Source organism: Cyclobacterium plantarum, from assembly GCF_011290685.1.
GTDB lineage: Bacteria > Bacteroidota > Bacteroidia > Cytophagales > Cyclobacteriaceae > Cyclobacterium > Cyclobacterium plantarum.
Window position 1 is genome coordinate 437,332 of sequence record NZ_JAANYN010000003.1, and the last position, 17,324, is coordinate 454,655.

The 17,324-nt window shown below is 48.0% G+C and carries 11 protein-coding genes; 7 read left to right on the forward strand and 4 right to left on the reverse strand.

Translation table 11 applies throughout. The features are described from left to right. Positions 1–5: 5 nt before the first annotated feature. From G9Q97_RS09735 to G9Q97_RS09765, 7 genes are all read left to right on the forward strand, one after another. Positions 6–1,388 carry a sulfatase-like hydrolase/transferase gene (locus G9Q97_RS09735; RefSeq protein ID WP_166146252.1) on the forward strand — a complete coding sequence of 461 codons (1,383 nt, stop codon included), beginning with the start codon at positions 6–8 and terminating at the stop codon, positions 1,386–1,388. Between the two features lie 27 nt (positions 1,389–1,415). Then, complete coding sequence (locus G9Q97_RS09740) at positions 1,416–3,059, forward strand: right-handed parallel beta-helix repeat-containing protein (RefSeq protein ID WP_317168744.1); 1,644 nt, start codon at positions 1,416–1,418, stop codon at positions 3,057–3,059. Between the two features lie 286 nt (positions 3,060–3,345). After that, positions 3,346–4,878 (forward strand): sulfatase family protein, encoded by a 1,533-nt coding sequence (locus tag G9Q97_RS09745; RefSeq protein ID WP_166146255.1) that lies wholly within the window; start codon positions 3,346–3,348, stop codon positions 4,876–4,878. A gap of 248 nt (positions 4,879–5,126) precedes the next feature. Then, a complete protein-coding gene (locus G9Q97_RS09750) occupies positions 5,127–6,824 on the forward strand; it encodes a PQQ-dependent sugar dehydrogenase (RefSeq protein ID WP_166146258.1) in 1,698 nt (565 codons plus the stop codon). Between the two features lie 44 nt (positions 6,825–6,868). Continuing rightward, entirely contained in the window at positions 6,869–7,702 is an 834-nt protein-coding gene (locus G9Q97_RS09755) for a sugar phosphate isomerase/epimerase family protein (protein WP_246255555.1), read from the forward strand. A gap of 117 nt (positions 7,703–7,819) precedes the next feature. Continuing rightward, the gene (locus G9Q97_RS09760) at positions 7,820–10,651 is read left to right on the forward strand and encodes a PVC-type heme-binding CxxCH protein (protein WP_166146264.1); all 2,832 of its coding nucleotides are present in this window, start codon (positions 7,820–7,822) and stop codon (positions 10,649–10,651) included. 40 nt (positions 10,652–10,691) lie between these two features. Continuing rightward, positions 10,692–12,158 (forward strand): glycine--tRNA ligase, encoded by a 1,467-nt coding sequence (locus G9Q97_RS09765; RefSeq protein WP_166146267.1) that lies wholly within the window; start codon positions 10,692–10,694, stop codon positions 12,156–12,158. Positions 12,159–12,258: 100 nt separating this feature from the next. Here the strand turns inward: G9Q97_RS09765 and G9Q97_RS09770 are convergent, their stop codons facing one another. The 4 genes from G9Q97_RS09770 to G9Q97_RS09785 all read right to left on the reverse strand — a co-directional run bounded on the left by G9Q97_RS09770 (position 12,259) and on the right by G9Q97_RS09785 (position 16,738). Beyond that, the gene (locus G9Q97_RS09770; RefSeq protein WP_246255557.1) at positions 12,259–13,221 is read right to left on the reverse strand and encodes an alpha/beta hydrolase; all 963 of its coding nucleotides are present in this window, start codon (positions 13,219–13,221) and stop codon (positions 12,259–12,261) included. Positions 13,222–13,230: 9 nt separating this feature from the next. Further along, positions 13,231–13,962 (reverse strand): sugar-binding protein, encoded by a 732-nt coding sequence (locus G9Q97_RS09775; protein WP_166146270.1) that lies wholly within the window; start codon positions 13,960–13,962, stop codon positions 13,231–13,233. A gap of 71 nt (positions 13,963–14,033) precedes the next feature. After that, positions 14,034–15,491 (reverse strand): sulfatase-like hydrolase/transferase, encoded by a 1,458-nt coding sequence (locus tag G9Q97_RS09780; protein WP_166146273.1) that lies wholly within the window; start codon positions 15,489–15,491, stop codon positions 14,034–14,036. A 287-nt stretch (positions 15,492–15,778) separates the two neighbouring features. Next, entirely contained in the window at positions 15,779–16,738 is a 960-nt protein-coding gene (locus G9Q97_RS09785; RefSeq protein WP_166146276.1) for a hypothetical protein, read from the reverse strand. Positions 16,739–17,324 lie beyond the last annotated feature (586 nt).

Below are 17,324 nucleotides of genomic sequence, written 5' to 3' on the forward strand. Positions count from 1 at the left end.
TCACAATGAAGAAAATTAGCTTTATTATTCTCCTTTCGGTTTTTTTCCTCGGTTCCGGTAAAGGACAGACTTCTCGGCCTAATATTGTCGTCATTCTGACCGATGATCAAGGCTATGCGGATGTGGGTTTCAATGGGAGTACCGAAATACCTACGCCCCATATTGACCGTATCGCAAAAAACGGGACGGTCTTCACCAATGGTTATGTATCCTTTGCCGTCTGTGGCCCCAGTAGGGCAGGATTGATTACAGGTCGGTATCAGGATCGCTTTGGGTTCTCCCGAAATCCGCTGATGGCGCCCAGTGATTCCACGATGGGGATTCCCCAGTCTGAAGAAACCTTGGCAGAATTATTAAAAAAAGCCGGATATAAGTCTGGAGTTATAGGCAAGTGGCATCTGGGTGCACATACAAGCCAACGACCCAATCAGCGGGGCTTCGACGAATTTTATGGCTTTCTATCGGGTGGCCATCGTTATTTTCCTGAGGAATATACACTCCAGGATTTAAGCCAGGTCAACTCTCAATACGATGCCTATCGAACCAAATTGCTCAAAAATTCAGCGCGGGTGGAGGAAACCGAGTATTTAACAGACGCTCTTTCCCGCGAAGCGGTGAATTTTGTAATAAAAAACCAACAGTCTCCTTTCTTTCTGTATTTGGCTTACAATGCCCCGCATGCCCCCATGCAGGCTACCCAAAAGTACCTGGACCGATTTCCGAATATTCAGAATAAAAAACGCCGGACTTATGCAGCCATGGTTTCCGCTGTGGACGATGGTGTGGGAAATTTATTGGATAAAATCGAGGAGCTGCGATTGAATGAAAACACCCTCATCTTTTTCCTTTCCGATAATGGAGGTCCGACCAAAGACAATGCATCGAGTAATGCACCGCTTCGAGGCTTTAAGGGAGATTTCTTTGAAGGAGGTATTCGAGTGCCTTTTGCCGTGCAATGGAAGGGCAAAATTCCTGCGGGTGTGACGTATGACCACCCGGTAATCTCACTGGATATCGTTGCCACTGCAGCCGAATTGGCAGGGGTCAACCCACAAAACGAGCTGGATGGAGTCAATTTGATTCCTTTCCTTACTGAAGTGCGAAGCGATAGACCACACCAGGCACTATACTGGAGAAATTACGATGCCCAGCGATTTGCAGTAAGAGTATCCGATGAGAAACTGATTACAATGCCCGATCGGATTTTCCAGTTTAACCTTAAGAAGGACCTGAGTGAGAAAATGAACTTGCATCAGGAAAAGTCACCTGCTACCCAACGACTAAAGGCTTTGATAGAGGGCTGGAATAGTCAATTGGAAATCCCGCGTTTTTTGGGCTTGAGGCAGGAAGCGGAATATTCGCGCCTAAATCCAGATCGATTTAAATAAATAAAATAGAACTCTTAATTAATTACAGTGTCAAAAATTAATTGTAACAAGCTACTCCTTTTTGGTTTTTTCCTGACAGTAAGTTTGTCTTTCAAGCTTTTAGGGGCGGATTACTATTTCCACCCACGTACCGGCTTGGATGCTAATAATGGTTTGTCGCCGTCCCAGGCATTTCAGAGCCTTGCCAAAATCGATGATTTAAATCTCAATCCAGGTGACCGGATTTTTTTGGCTGCGGGAGAAGTGTTTTCTGGAAGTCTTATTATTCAGAACTTTCGCGGGACCCCGGATCAACCATTAATTATTGAACCCTTTGGGACCGGGAAGATGGCTAAAATCGATGCAGCAGGGCAGGAAGCCGGTGTATTGATAGAGAATGCAAGCTTTGTGAAAGTCAAAAAGTTGCACATTCAAGCAAATGGGCCTGGCGATACATCCGGAGACATACCCATGCGGGTGGGGGTCTTGATTCGTAGTACCAGGCCCGGCGTTATTACGTCGAATATCCAATTGGAAGGGCTGGAAATAGAGGAGGTGTTTTATGAATCTGCGGGCTATCAGCGCGGGGCGGCAGAGGTAAAAACGGCAAATGGAACCCAAAAATACGGCTGGGGCATCCGATTAATCGCAAACGGAGAAAATCAACAGATAGAGCAGGTGGATATCAAAGACTGTAAAATCCGGAACCTGGCCCATACGGGCATCAAGCTCACCGGAAACAATCAACAATCCATTCGGAATGTTTCCATCACGGGAAACCTGGTCGAAAAAGTGGGTGGACCGGGTATTCAGATGTCCGGCGTTAAATTTGTATATGTGGCTGAGAATCTCGTGAGTCACTCGGGAAGTGCCGATGATAGCCGAAAATGGGGCAGAGGCAGTGGGCTTTGGACTTGGGGAAGCTCTATGGTGATGATTGAAAAAAACCAATTTCTATACGCCAATGGACCGGGCGATTCTGCGGGTGCCCATATTGATTTCAACTGTGATAATATAATTCTGCAGTACAATCTAAGCGCATACAATGCAGGGGGTTTTTGTGAGATTCTGGGGAATAATTACAACTGCGCCTATCGATACAATGTCAGCATCAATGACGGTCATCGGATAAAAGGTGAAAATGGGGCTTTCCAGGAGGGTAAAACCCTTTGGCTCAGTGGCTATCAAGGCAGCAAGAAGCCCAGAAAAGGTCCGGTCAATTCTTATATCTACAATAACACCATTTATTTGAAAAAGGATATCGTATCCAAAATCGCCATTGACAACCGCTCCAAAGGGGTTTTGATTGCTAATAATATTTTTCATATCGAGGGAGAAAGCCGACTCGTGGCCGGAGATCAGTATAAATCCGATGATGAAATGGCTGGGGGCCTGGAGGAGGTGTTATTTAAAAATAATCTGTTTCTCCATCCAGATAATTGGCCCAAACAAGCCCTGATACAACCGGAAAATTCCCGATACGGGAATATGGAATTTACCAATCCGGGAGGCATGTCGCTGGAAGATTACATCCCTCAAAAAGTAGATTTACTTAGAGGAATTCCAATTCCTTTTTTGCCCTCAGACCAATTTGGATTGATCAATGGATTGAACTTAGAATACGATATTTTAGGGAATCTCCTTGGCGCAAATCCGGGTATAGGAGCCATTAAACCGATTGAAAAGCCATGATGAAGATGCGAATGATCATTCAGGTCCGCTGCATTTTAGAGATGGGATTAGGGCGCTTCGGTATTCAAAATGATTACCACTTCTTTTTTCGAGAAAAGAGGATACAGCTATTCCCTACAGGAATCGATAGACTTCGGAGAATCCCGTTGATGGAAAATACGTTTTCCTCCCAGCGGAATTTGACGAGACCTACCCCATCATCCCGCGGCAGCCTCTCCTTGATACATCCATCTATCTTTTAACAGATTCTGAAAAAAATATTTTAAAATCAAAACCTGAAAAATCCATGAAAATAACCCATATTTCCTCACTTGCATGTTTACTTTTGGGGGTACTTTTTTTAAGCTGTGGGCAGGCAAAACCCAATATTGTCTTCATCTACCTCGATGATCTGGGTTACGGGGATGTGAGTGCTTACGAAGCAGGCAGTTTAGAAACGCCCAATATGGATCGCCTGGTCAATGGCGGCGTGAAGTTTACCAATGGTTATGCTTCCTCCGCCACTTGTTCCCCAAGCCGCTATGCGATTTTGACCGGAACCTATCCCTGGCGAAATGAGAATGCCAAAATTCTTCCCGGAACAGCTCCCTTGTTAATAGATGCAGCTCAGTATACGTTGCCAAGAATGCTTCAGGATCATGGCTATACGACAGGAATTGTAGGCAAATGGCACCTGGGCCTGGGCTCAGGTGATGTCAACTGGAATGAGGAAATCAGCCCTGGACCTAATCAGGTAGGTTTTGATTATTCGTATATTTTGGCCGCTACACAGGACCGCGTGCCGACCGTATATATCGAAGATGGACAGGTAGTCAACCTGGATCCCAATGATCCCATTGAAGTAAGTTATGAGGAAAATTTTCCAGGGGAGCCCACAGCCATCGACAATCCAGAACTAGTGGAAATGAAATGGCATCATGGCCATAATAACAGCATCATTAATGGTGTACCGCGGATTGGATTTATGAAAGGAGGAGATGCAGCCAAGTGGAGCGATGTGGATATGGCGGATCACTTTTTGGAAAAAGCACAGCGCTTTGTCAGGGAAAATGCGACCCTTGACCAGCCTTTCTTTTTGTATTACGCCCTTCAACAGCCCCATGTACCAAGAACACCCCATCCGAGATTTGAAGGAAAATCCGGTATGGGGCCTCGTGGGGATGTGATTTTAGAAGCTGATTGGGTCATTGGGGAATTTATGAAGACCCTGGAAGAATCTGAGATTTTGGAGCATTCGCTGATCGTATTTTCCAGCGATAATGGTCCCGTTTTGAATGATGGTTATTATGATAAGGCAGTAGAGAAGTTGGGGGATCATACTCCCACAGGTCCGCTGCGCGGCGGAAAATACAGCTTGTTTGAAGCCGGCACCCGAGTTCCTTTTGCGACTTATTGGAAAGGGAGCATCGATCCGGGAGTGTCAGACGCCCTGGTAACTCAGATTGATTTGATGGCCTCGATAGGAGCGCTGATCGGAGCGGAGGCAAAGGCTCCGGACAGTCAGAATTTATGGGAGACCTTTATGGGGAAAAGCCAAAAAGAACGCTCGGAATTTATTTTGGAAGCCACCACAAAAACTGCCCTTCGGGAAGGAGATTGGGTGATGATTCCGCCTTATCCCGGACCGGCTGTTCAGCATCAGGTGAATATCGAATTGGGCAATGCGGAGGAATACCAGTTATATCATTTGGAGGAAGATATAGGCCAGCAGCATAATTTAGCCAAGCGTAATCCTGAAAAGTTGCGGGAGATGATTAAAAAATTTGAAGAAATACGTGGCACATCCGGTAGTCGGATTCAACCACTAGAGTTGAAATGAAAAGTTTTTCAGCTGTAAATGGTACCGTAACAGTATCTACCTTGGGTTAACTGTTTTAAGAATGCAGGTATTTGGTTTAATCTGTCTCATAAAATTGATGGATGATACCAATAAGAACCGGTCCATTCCAATGGATGATGGCATGTGCTATTTCTTTAGGCTCTAAGTGCCATTTTTTTATTTAGGAAGAAAAAAGTAGATTAGTCGGGTTAATTGTCTTTTATTCTATTCCTGTGAATTTACCCTTTATGAACTTTCGGTATTACCATTACCTTTTTCTATGCGCTATTTCCTGGTCTTGTTCTTCCGGGGAGCCGAAATTGGAAGAACAAATTCCCATGGACCAGGTGGCACTGGGAAGTGGAGAAAATTTATTTGATACCCACTGCAGCAGCTGCCATGGATTTGAGCAGGACGGGATTGGTCCCCACCTGGGTGGTATCACCCGGGAACAGCCACTAGATTGGCTCCGCAGCTTTATCAAAAACCCCACTGATGTAATCGAAAGCGGGGATGAGCGGGCCAAAGCTGTTTTTGAGCGATACAATACCTACATGCCTGCATTCGGACACCTGGAGGAGCAGGAAATCGACGCAATTATTGCCTACATGCACCAGTATCCGGCCCCGGCGGAGGTGGAAGGTTCTCGAGCTGATTCCATTTCAAACCCCATTTCTGAAGCCATTCCCCTCTCTGATCTCGTGGTAGAACTGGAATGGATCAGCACCATCCCTGCCTCTGCCGAAAACAAATCCAGGACCCGAATTGCCAAAATGGACTATCATCCGGTAACAGGCGACTTGTTCATCATGGATCTGCGTGGCAAAATGTACCGTATGGAAGGCAAAGACACGGAAGTTTATCTGGACATGGAGCTGGAAATGCCCGAATTTATCAACGAACCCGGCCTGGCTACCGGTTTTGGTAGTTTTGCCTTTCATCCGGATTTTGGCAATAATGGCCTGCTGTATACCAGTCATACTGAAAAGCCGGGGACCGCTCCCGCAGAATTTTCTTACGGGGACAGCATCAAATCTACGCTGCAATGGGTGGTGACAGAATGGAAAACGGCACAGCCCCTGGAGGTGCCCTTTGAGGCAGAAAGTCGGGAGCTCTTCCGGATCGACATGGTGACGGGCATTCACGGCATGCAGGAGTTGACCTTCAATCCCCTTGCTCAAAAGGGAGAATCCGATTACGGCCTGCTGTATATTGGCATTGGGGACGGCGGAAGTGTAGGCGCAGGCCATGCCTGGGTTCCTCACGGGGCAGGCCAGGCATGGGGGTCTATCTTCCGTATCGATCCTTCCGGAACCAACAGCAGCAACGGGAACTATGGTATTCCCCCAGGCAATCCCTTTGTTAACGGGGAGGGAGCAGTCCCTGAAATTTATGCCCATGGTTTTCGCAATGCTCACCGGATTACCTGGACCGCTGATGGGAAAATGCTGGCCACCAATATCGGCCAGGGACAGATTGAATCCCTGTACATTGTACAGCCCGGAGATGATTACGGTTGGCCTGTCCGGGAGGGACCTTTCGTGATCGAACCTGAAATGGATCTGAACCAGGTTTTTCCCTTGCCCGAAAATGATGCTGAGCTGGGCTATACTTACCCGGTAGCTATGTATGACCATGATGAAGGCAATGCCATCTCCGGAGGCTATGAATACCAGGGGTCTGAAATTCCCGAATTGCAGGGCAAATACCTGTTTGGCGACATAGTTCATGGAAGACTGTTTTATGTGGAAACAGCGGATTTAGAGCGCGGTAGCCTGGCGCCGGTTTATGAATGGAAAGTGAGCTTTGAGGGAAACTCCATACCCCTTTCTGAACTCTCAGGAAGTAATCGGGTGGATTTGCGGCTGGCAAGGGACAAGGAAGGAGAAATGTACCTTTTTACCAAAGCTGATGGAAAGGTGTACCGCATGACAGGAACCAGATAAGCAAAGTAATGCAACAAATGGATCGGAGAAAATTAATAAAAAAAATGGGATTATTGGGAGCCCTGGCAGCTTTGAATCCGGTATTTGGGTATTCCAACAAAAGGCTTCCCACCCTCTCCATTGGTGCATGTGACTGGTCCATCGGAAAGACCTCCGATCCGGAAGCCTTTGCCCTGGCCAGGGAAATCGGATTGGATGGGGTACAGGTAAGCCTGGGGACTGCACAAAACGACATGCATTTGCGGCAAGCTTCCGTGCAGGAAGCCTATATGAAAGCCTCCCGGAATTCAGGAGTAGCCATTGCCAGCCTCGCCATTGGCGAATTGAACCGGGTGCCCTATAAATCGGCTCCGGAAACAGCCGCTTGGGTTTCAGACGCCATTGATGTGGCCGGCGTTTTGGGATGCCAGGTGATTTTGTTGGCCTTTTTTGGAGAGGGGGATTTGAGGGGAGATGAAAAGGGCAAAGCAGAAGTAATCCGAAGATTGAAAAAAGTAGCTCCGAAAGCAGAAAAAATGAATGTTTTCCTGGCCATTGAATCCTGGCTTTCTGCCGAAGAGCATCTGGAAATCATTCAGGCTGTAGGTTCCAGCCATGTGAAGGTGTATTATGATGTGGCCAATGCCACGGAAATGGGCTACGATATCTTCCGGGAAATGGAGTTGCTGGGGACTGATCACATATGTGAAATCCATTTTAAGGAAAATGGTAACCTGTTGGGGCAGGGCAAGGTCGACTTTAACCGGGTGAAATCTACCCTGGAAAAAATCGGCTATGGCAAATGGATCATCATGGAAGGAGCTCTTCCCAAGGATGCTGCCATATTACCTGCCTACCAACAAAATCTGCAATTTGTCAGGCAACTTATTCAAAACTAGCTTATGAAACCGAGCAGGAAGAGAACGCCACACAGTGGGATGCCCAGAGGGTCCAGATCACTATCGGGGGGAACATGCGAGATTCCAACTGACCATTAAAAATCAAATTATAAACAGATGAAAACATCCCGGATCTTGGCCTTTTCCATTTTACTCGCCACACTTTCTTGTGGAGAAAAGTCCGGAAATGATGCGCCATTATTGTTTGTGCCGGACGACCTGGAGGTTAGTTTGTGGGCCAGCAGCCCCATCTTTTACAATCCCACCAACATGGATGTTGACGCCAAAGGCAGGGTATGGCTTACCGAAGCGGTCAATTACAGGGACTTCCGCAATGCGGATGGGCACCTGGTACGGGAAGCAGGAGACCGGATCATGATCCTGGAGGACCGGGACAGGGATGGAAAGGCTGACACTTCCCAGGTGTTTGTACAGGACGAGGACCTGCGCAGCCCCCTGGGCATAGCCGTGATCGGTAACCAGGTAGTGGTATCCTGCTCTCCCAATGTCATCATCTATACCGATACCGATGGAGATGACCTGCCTGACAAAAAAGAAGTTTTTTTAACCGGGTTCGGTGGTAGGGACCACGATCATGGCCTGCATGCAGGCCAACTGGGACCCGATGGCAAGTGGTATTTCATCACCGGAAATGCCGGGCCTCATCAGGTAAGGGACAAAGGTGGCTGGACCCTGCGTTCCGGCAGCGTGTACAACGAATACACACCCTACAGTAAGGAAAATCTACCTTCCCAGGTAAGCGATGATGGTCAGGTATATACCGGCGGGCTGATCGTCCGGGTAAATCCCGATGGCAGCGGCATGGAAGTGATGGCCCATAATTTCCGCAATGCCTACGAGGTATTTGTGGATTCCTTTGGCAATATGTGGCAAAGCGACAACGACGACCAGACCGCTTCCTGTCGCACTACCTGGCTGATGGAAGGCAGCAATGCCGGTTTTTTCAGCGAAGAGGGAGACCGCACCTGGCAAGCGGACCGCAGGCCGGGTCAGACCATAGCAGAAGCGCACTGGCACCAGGATGACCCTGGCGTTTTACCTGTGGGTGATATCTACGGTGCCGGTTCTCCCACAGGAATGCTGCGTATTGAAGGAGATGAGTTGGGAGAAGCCTATCGGGGCCTGTTACTCAGTGCTGATGCGGGTAGAAACATCATTTTTGGCTATCATCCCAGGCCTAAGGGGGCCGGATACTCCCTGGCCGACAGACAAAATTTTATCGCTTCTGTAGATGTGGATAATGAAGGTTACATCTGGCATCAGGTAGAAGCGGATACCAGCAAATGGTTTCGCCCCAGTGATGTGACCCTCGGAACGGATGGTTCCCTTTTTGTGGCCGATTGGTACGATCCCATCGTGGGCGGGCACCAGATGCGGGACAAGGAGGGCCAGGGCAAAATCTACCGGATCACCAAAAAAGGGAAGGACTATACCCAACCTGCAATCGATTTCGCCACCGTATCAGGTCAGGTAGAGGCATTGCGCAACCCTGCTGTCCACATACGCGCCCGGGCAGCGCAACTCCTGCAAGCGCAGGGCTCCCCGGTCATTCCCGAACTGGAATCCCTTTTGGATGACAACAACCCTTTTTACAGGGCAAGAGCCATTTGGCTGCTGGCAGGAATGGCTGAGCCGGGATTGGAAAAGGTACTGCCCTTGCTGCAGGATGATGATCCGGAATTGGTCCTTACCACCATCCGGGCCCTGGCTGCCTTCGCCCCGGAAAGCTTGCTTCAGGAGGCGGAGGCACTGATTGGCCAGGCAGCTCCTCTGGTGAACCGGGAACTTGCGATTCTCTTGCGGAAAACTGATTTTGAAGAGACAGCACATCTTTATACTGCCCTGATCGAAGCTTATGATGGAACGGATCCCTGGTACCGGAATGCCCTTGGAATCGCACTCAGGGAAAGGGCCAATGAGGTGTTTCAAAGTCAATGGGGAAAGTTGGATCCTCTGGATTGGAGTCCCGGGCAGGCTTCGCTGATCTGGGAGCTCCATCCCGAAGCAGCTATTCCGGCACTGAAGGTTCGGTTGGAAAGCGAGGCCCTGAACGAGGAAAAAAGGAGACAGGCACTGGAAACACTGGCTTTTATCCCCCATCAGGAGGCGGTGGAAGCATTCCTGGGGCTGACAGAGGGAAAAGGCATATTAGCCGAACAAGCCAGCTGGTGGTTGCAATTTAGAAAATACAACGATTGGCAGGCTTTTCTAACAGATTGGGAGCCGCCAGTGGACAATATGCCGGTTGGTCAACCGGAACTCCGGGCAGCGCTGGAAATGCTGAGCGATAGTCTGGCAAACGCCGATCAGCAGCAGGAAGCCCTGAGCCGTCTTTCTGAAAGTTCCGAAGGGAGGTTACAGCTGGCTTTGTTGGCCGTAAAGGGGAATTTCCCTGATTCCCTGCAAAGACAGCTCCCGGAAGAATGGGACATGGAAGGCAGGCCAGCCGTTAAGCGCTTGTTGGAACATTTTTTTGGTACCTCACAGGATTTCCTGGAGGGGGAAGTAAACGAACTTAAGGGGGATGCAGCAAAGGGAAAGGTACTGGCCACACAAAACTGTCTGACTTGCCACCGGATCGGTGATTCAGGCAATGAAATTGGTCCCAACCTTAGCGGAATCCGGCAAAAAATGGATGCCCCTACTCTGGTGAATGCCATTGTACAGCCCGATGCCGCCATTGGATTTGGATCGGAAGCCTGGTTGGTTCGGTTGAAAAACGAGGCCGTTCTTTACGGCCTATTGCAGTCCAATGGTCCGGTGGTGACGGTGTTGAGTAGTCAGGGACAACGCTATGTGATCCCGGCATCCGAGGTAGCCGAAAAACGCCAGATACCCATTAGCCTGATGCCCAAACCGGAAGAAATGGGACTTACCGCTCAGGATATTGCCCATATCCGGACCTACCTGATGCAGGGAGATTTGTAAAAATCTTGTACGCTATGGGTTTTTGCTTAATTTTGCGCCCATGGCAAAATCAGCACAACCTCAGGAAAGCAATCTGCTTAAAGATATTATCGCCCATGCCAAGGAGTATGGGTTTGTGTACCCCTCATCGGAAATTTACGACGGCTTGCAGGCAGTCTACGATTACGGTCCATATGGGGTAGAACTGAAAAATAACCTCAAGCGCTTGTGGTGGGAATCCATGACTCGTCTAAATGACAATATTGTAGGCCTGGATTCGGCCATTTTCATGCATCCCACCACCTGGAAAGCTTCGGGGCACGTGGATAGCTTTAATGATCCCATGGTGGACAACAAAGACAGTAAAAAACGCTATCGTGCCGATGTGCTGATTGAGGAAAAAGCTGCCCAATACGAGCAGGCAGGAGAAGTGGAGCGGGCAAAGGAACTACTGGCAGCAATGGGCAAGTTGCTGGATGCTGAGGACTTTGCTGCCCTGAGAGACCTGATGATCAATGAGGGCATAACCTGTCCGCTGAGCGGCACGGCCAACTGGACCGAAATCCGTCAGTTTAACCTGATGTTTTCCACCCAGGTAGGATCAGTGTCAGAGGACTCCTCTACCATCTACCTGCGACCTGAGACGGCACAGGGTATATTTGTTAATTTTTTGAATGTTCAAAAGACTGCTCGTATGAAAGTTCCTTTCGGCATCGCCCAGATTGGAAAGGCTTTTCGGAATGAAATCGTGGCAAGGCAGTTTATTTTCCGCATGCGGGAGTTTGAGCAAATGGAAATGCAATATTTTGTCCGTCCCGGTACAGAGATGGAATGGTACAGGCACTGGGCAGATACCAGGGTGAAATGGCACAAGGCGCTGGGGATTCCGGAGGAGAAAATTCGCCGACACGATCACGATAAATTGGCTCATTATGCCAATGCCGCACTGGATATAGAGTACCAGTTTCCTTTTGGTTTTAAGGAAGTGGAGGGCATTCATTCCCGTACCGATTTTGACCTGAAGGCCCATCAGGATTACAGCAAAAAGAAGCAGCAGTACTTCGATCCCGAAGTGAATCAGAATTACATACCTTATGTGATCGAAACCTCTATCGGTGCGGACCGATTGTTTCTGATGGCATTGTGTAATGCTTACGTGGAAGAGAATTCAGGGGATAAGATTCGGACGTACCTGAAGTTCCACCCGGCACTTGCGCCGGTCAAGGCGGCAATCCTGCCGTTGACTAAAAAAGACGGATTACCTGAAAAAGGAAAGGCCATATTTGAACAGTTGAAGTATGATTTCAACATTATATACGAAGAGGCTGCTTCTATCGGTAAGCGTTACGCCCGGCAGGATTTGATTGGTACTCCATTCTGCATTGCGGTAGATCATCAGACACTGGAAGACGATACCGTCACCATCCGTCATCGGGACAGTACGGAGCAGGAGCGGGTCGCGATTGCTGATCTGCATGGTAGGTTGGCCGCTGCCTGTAGTTTTCGTACGGTGTTTGAGAAGATATGATGTTTACCTCCCCGCCCACTCGCTGTAACGAAAGGGGGTTGCGTTTACTTTAGCGGCGTCATCGGTAGCAAAGCAGAAGATCAAATCACGGCTTTACGGATTACAGGTATTGCTGTAAAAAACGATCGATATAATACTGACAATATTCGTTTACCTCCTGCGCCATATCCATAGTGTGGGGCCAGCCTTTTAGTCGGTGGTATTCATTTGGAACGCCTGCCTGCTGCAACCAACGCTGGAGGGAATCTGACTGACTGACCGGTACCAGGGAGTCGATGGTTCCCTGAAAAATGAGCGTTGGAGGATCGTCGGGCGAAATGAAGGTACTTGGCGAAGCCAATCGGTACATTTCGGAATCCTGCTCGTAGCTAGTGCCCATAAAGCTTTGCACCTGTTCGGTGGAAATAGCATATGTGGTGGTCAGATCGACGGGACCGTAAAAATCCACTATCACCTTCACAGCGCTGTCCACACCCTGAATGCAATCCTGATTAAATAAAGGTTCTTCGCCGCCGTAGCCAAGCAATAGGGAAAGATGGCCTCCTGCGGAGCCTCCGATCAAAGCCAAACGATCCGGATCTATGACGTACTCCGCCGCATGTTGTTTGATCCATTTTATGCCACAATTGACGTCCTGCGCTGCTGCCGGGAACTTTGCAACGCCAGAAAGTCTGTAGGAAAGGGTAGCGGTAACGTAGCCTTTTTCTGCGTAATCGATCAGGTAGGGTAGGTAATCCTGACGCTTGCCCTTTTTCCAGGCACCGCCGTGCACAAAAATCAGGGTGGGGGCTGGCTCCTTCAAGCCTTTTTTCCGGAAGATATCGAGCTGCAATTCCAGCCCATCGATGGTTTTGTAGGTAATATCCCTAAAGGCGTCTATATGTTCGGGAACCGTAGGTTCGGATTCAATCAAATCCAACATGCCCAATCCATAGGCGATATTCATCAAGGTTTCATTCAGATATCCCTTTGGTGCCTTTAATGGACGGTTCGGGTCGGTGGATGCGGTTTGGCAGGCACCTGCAAAGCAGCAGGCAAGGAGGACAAGCATGATATTTCTCATGCAGGTAATTTACTCTATTCGGACTATTTCTCCAAAAGCCGAGGGGATGTGAAAATCGGGTGTCTTACTTTTTGGTCGTTGCCAGGAAAACCAGGTAACCGCATTTTCCCCTTCAGGTTTAAAGTCGGCCCGGAAGATCCCAATATAAAAAGGGAATGAGATCCCCAGTTCGCCGAGTTCGGTTAGGGAGATTTTACCTTCAGCAAGGTAGCCGTTGTCGGTGATTCTGGTAGCCAGTTCTTTGCTGGAAAAATCCCAGGTTTTGTCGAAATTGCGGTAGAAAGAGGCGGAATAATCAAGCGTATTTCCATTTGGGTCGATCTCAATGCAGTAATATTTTGTCAAGGTAGTATCGTTGGAGAAAAACAGCTCCACCCGATCCTCCTGTTCTACGGATGTCTCGTCTTGAAAGGCTACCGTTGTCAGGGAATTGTCCCTTTCCTCAAAGGAAAAATTGAAATGGTTTGGGGAAACAAAAGCCCTGAAAAGTGTTTTGTCGTGGTCCTCTTCTCCTGGCCAGGGGGAAATCAGGCTTTCCAGCACCTGGGAATGCGCCCATACCCCTTCGTCTATTCGAGCATCCACTTGTATTTCCTGAACCAGGGATGGCAGGCTGAGTCGGGCGGGATCCGATTCTCCACATGCAAAAGAAAGCGAAGCAAATGTGTAAACCAACAGGTATCGCTCAAAACGCGTGAACATTTCAAGATGCCGTTTTTGTTTATGGAGTGCTTCTCTCATCTTATTTTTCGTTTGTGAATGGTCCTTCCTACTGCCGGATTTAAGTGGTTTCGGATCTGTTTCTGTCTGGGTTATTGCTTTTTCCACACCTGACTTTGTTCCGTTATCGGCACATCCCAAGTTTGGGCAGGGTTTGGGGTGTATTTTGGGTCGCTGTCCTTTTCCGGAAAGGTAGGAATGATTTCTCGGAGCTGGTGGAAATGCCGCATTCTTTCTTCGGTATGCAGGCTGTCGAGTAGATTGGTCGTTTCCATCGGGTCGGCAAGTAAATCGATAAATTTTTCAGGTTCCTGTTTCGAATTGATGTACAACTTGTACTGTTTGTTTCGTACGACACGATCGCGAAACATGTATTGATTTTCCACGCCGTTTTCCGTAAGCGCGGCATTGTTTCCGCCTCCCATGGCTAAAATCCAGTTTCGCTGGGAAGATTGGTCCCCGTGGATCAAGACATCACGAAAGGAGAAGCCATCGATCTCAAATCGCTCATTTTCCGAATCCCTTTGTTTTTTTTCCGGAATTCCTGCCAGTTCCAGGCAGGTAGGAAAAATATCCGTAAAGTCAATCAGCGCATCTGAAACCCTATTGGCCGAAATTTTTTCGGGCCAGCTCACCAGGAAAGGTACATTGATGCCGGATTCGATGGTTTTTGCTTTTCCCCCTGGTACGGAAAACCCATTTCGATGTCCAGTAATTGCTCCAGTGGTGCCATTGTCCGTTGTCCAGATAATGAGGGTGTTGTCTTGCACTCCCGCATCTTCCAGCGCCTTAACAAGGTCACCTGTAATCCGATCGCTATAGGCTACCATGGCTTTGTGTCTACCCAGGTCGTCCACTTCCTTGCTATCGGGTGGATTGACGAAGGGAGTATGGGTCAGGACCATGGGGTAGTAAATAAACATGGGTTTTTCTTTGTTTTCCTGGATAAAATCAATGATGAATCGCTTGAATACATCGGGGCCAAATTCGCCGTTATGGGTGCTGCTGCCTTCTTTTGTGTACAGGTAGGGGTTCTGGTACCTATTGGCACTTGCTGCTACTCCTGATTCGTAGCCCGTCCATATGCAATAGGCGTCAAACCCGTTTTTGGTGAGGGCGTCGGGTTCCACGCGGAAATCATCGATTTGCCACTTGCCGGCGATACAGGTCGTGTAGCCCGCATTTTTCATTTCCCTTCCAAGAGAGGGATAACGCTTTTCGTCGAAATGGGCTCCTCCGCCCCAGCGCGGAACGTCCCAGTGATTTACCCATCCGTGCCTATAGGGATACTGACCCGTCAACAAGCTGACCCTTGTGGGCGTGCACTGGGGCATGGCATAGGCGTTGGTAAAGGTGATGCCACTTCTGGCCAGGGCATCGATGGCCGGCGTGGAAATATCCGCCGCACCATAATGGCTGACCCATTCCTTGCCCAGATCATCGACCAGGATTATCAGTAGATTTGGCCGGGAGGGGAGCGATATTACCGGCTTTGCTTGCCAGCAACCGGACAATACGATCAGTAATGCAATACAAATAGTTTTTATCATGTTTGATATAGCAGGTCTTTATTTAGGCTATTGCGGTTATTTCACCCGGTATTATTCGTTAATGATACATTTGAATATTTCACATATATAGGATATTTAATTGGTAGATAAGGAGTTTTTCTGAAGTTTAAATGTAGGGTTGATCTGGTAGTTGATGGTATGATTTATTTTAACCAATAGCAATCGAATGCTGCGCTAAATCTGTTATCTCGGAATTTCAGATTACATGGCCTAAGTTGTTCCATTTTAGATTTGCCACGCTCTCGGAAAAGCAACTTCAAGTGTTCTTAGTTAAGAACGAAAAAAGATGATAAAGAAAACAAATAGAATCGGGAATTATTGAAAGCGAACCGTGATGGTTTCATCGATGCCCAACCTACTAAAATTTTATCACCCGGATTAACAGAACGCTGGAAGGCATCCTCTCTCAGCGGTAAGCTTCCCTTTAGGTTCAAGATGCGTCGGTTGGCTTCAATTACCACGGTGGTATCGATCTTCCGTGCATGTTCGTATTTTTCAATTGCCGCGATAACTGCCAGGCGTTCCTGCCAGCTCTCGCCACAAGTTCTGCTCATTCTTAAGTAAATATCCCCCAAGAGTAGGCAGGTTTTGCCAAAGTTGCCTGCCAATTCAGCAGCCTGCCGGGCATTGTTGTGAGCCTGCTCGAAAAGTCCCAATTCCTTGTATTGGATGGAAGCGATCTGAAAAGAATGCATTCCTTTTCTAAAGCCATCCGTTTCCCCATCCATAGCGACTTTCAAGAGACGAATAGCTTCATGATAGTTGCCGTCGTTCATTGCGCTATCCACCTCGCTGCTTGATAGGGGCTCTCGTTCAGCCTCTTGTTCGATGGCTGCTTGTAGCACATCGTATTGCGCCTGAATCATCTTTATCGTCAGGTCAGATTCCAAACAGCCCAGTGTCCTAAGATGCTCCAGAATGTAGCCAACGATCTCGATGGTATTGGTAGTATACAGTTGCTTGAGTTCGTCTGTAAAATATTCGCTGGCAGAAAAAGAAATTCTTACCTTATAGACAGGCGTTTTGGGCCTGTGTCTCGAGTGTTGGCCTGGCTCATCGCTTTGGCTGGCTTTATACTTCGTAAGTGGATTTAATGAAACTTCTGTTGACGAGGGAACAGAAGATATCGTCAAAACTGGGTACTGTGGAAATGTTGCCGATCCAAGAAATACAAATAGAAACAATGCAAGGTATTTTATGGCAAGGAAAAACAGGCTGTATTCCACTTAACTAACGGATGCTAATAAATGTCGTTATTTCTGGTAAATAAAGCAATCTCTTTTGCAAAAGAAAATATAGGATTTACTAGGCAAATCCCCCTTTCTCTTGTGGTTTAAGCAAGTGAATGGATGTGATTTTTTCGCACATGTCCGGGAATTGCAAATCTCCTTTATCTGTCCACGGGATTGCAAACCCCAAGGAGCTGCGCTGTTTGCCATATAGATAAGCAGGATTAGGCATCCTGATTACGCACATACTAAACCACCACAACCCCCAGTGCCGTAGGCACGACCGATATGGGTTTAAACCATAAGCTGCTGATAGACCGAAAGGAGAGATCCGTACCTACGGCACTTAAGCTTCAGGGACCGGCCTGTACCCATGGGCTGAACCCCATGGTTACCAGATTGCCCGCTCCTAACGGAGCTTTTCACCAATGGGCAAAAGGATTCACCAGGGATTCACATAGATTTTTTTTGGCAGATGAAAATGGAATTTGTCGTTGGTGGCAAAGTACAAATTCGGTTGTAAAAACTGTAAATCAAAAAAGTAAACAAAAAACCCAGATTGAACGAAATCCCCCTTTTTAAG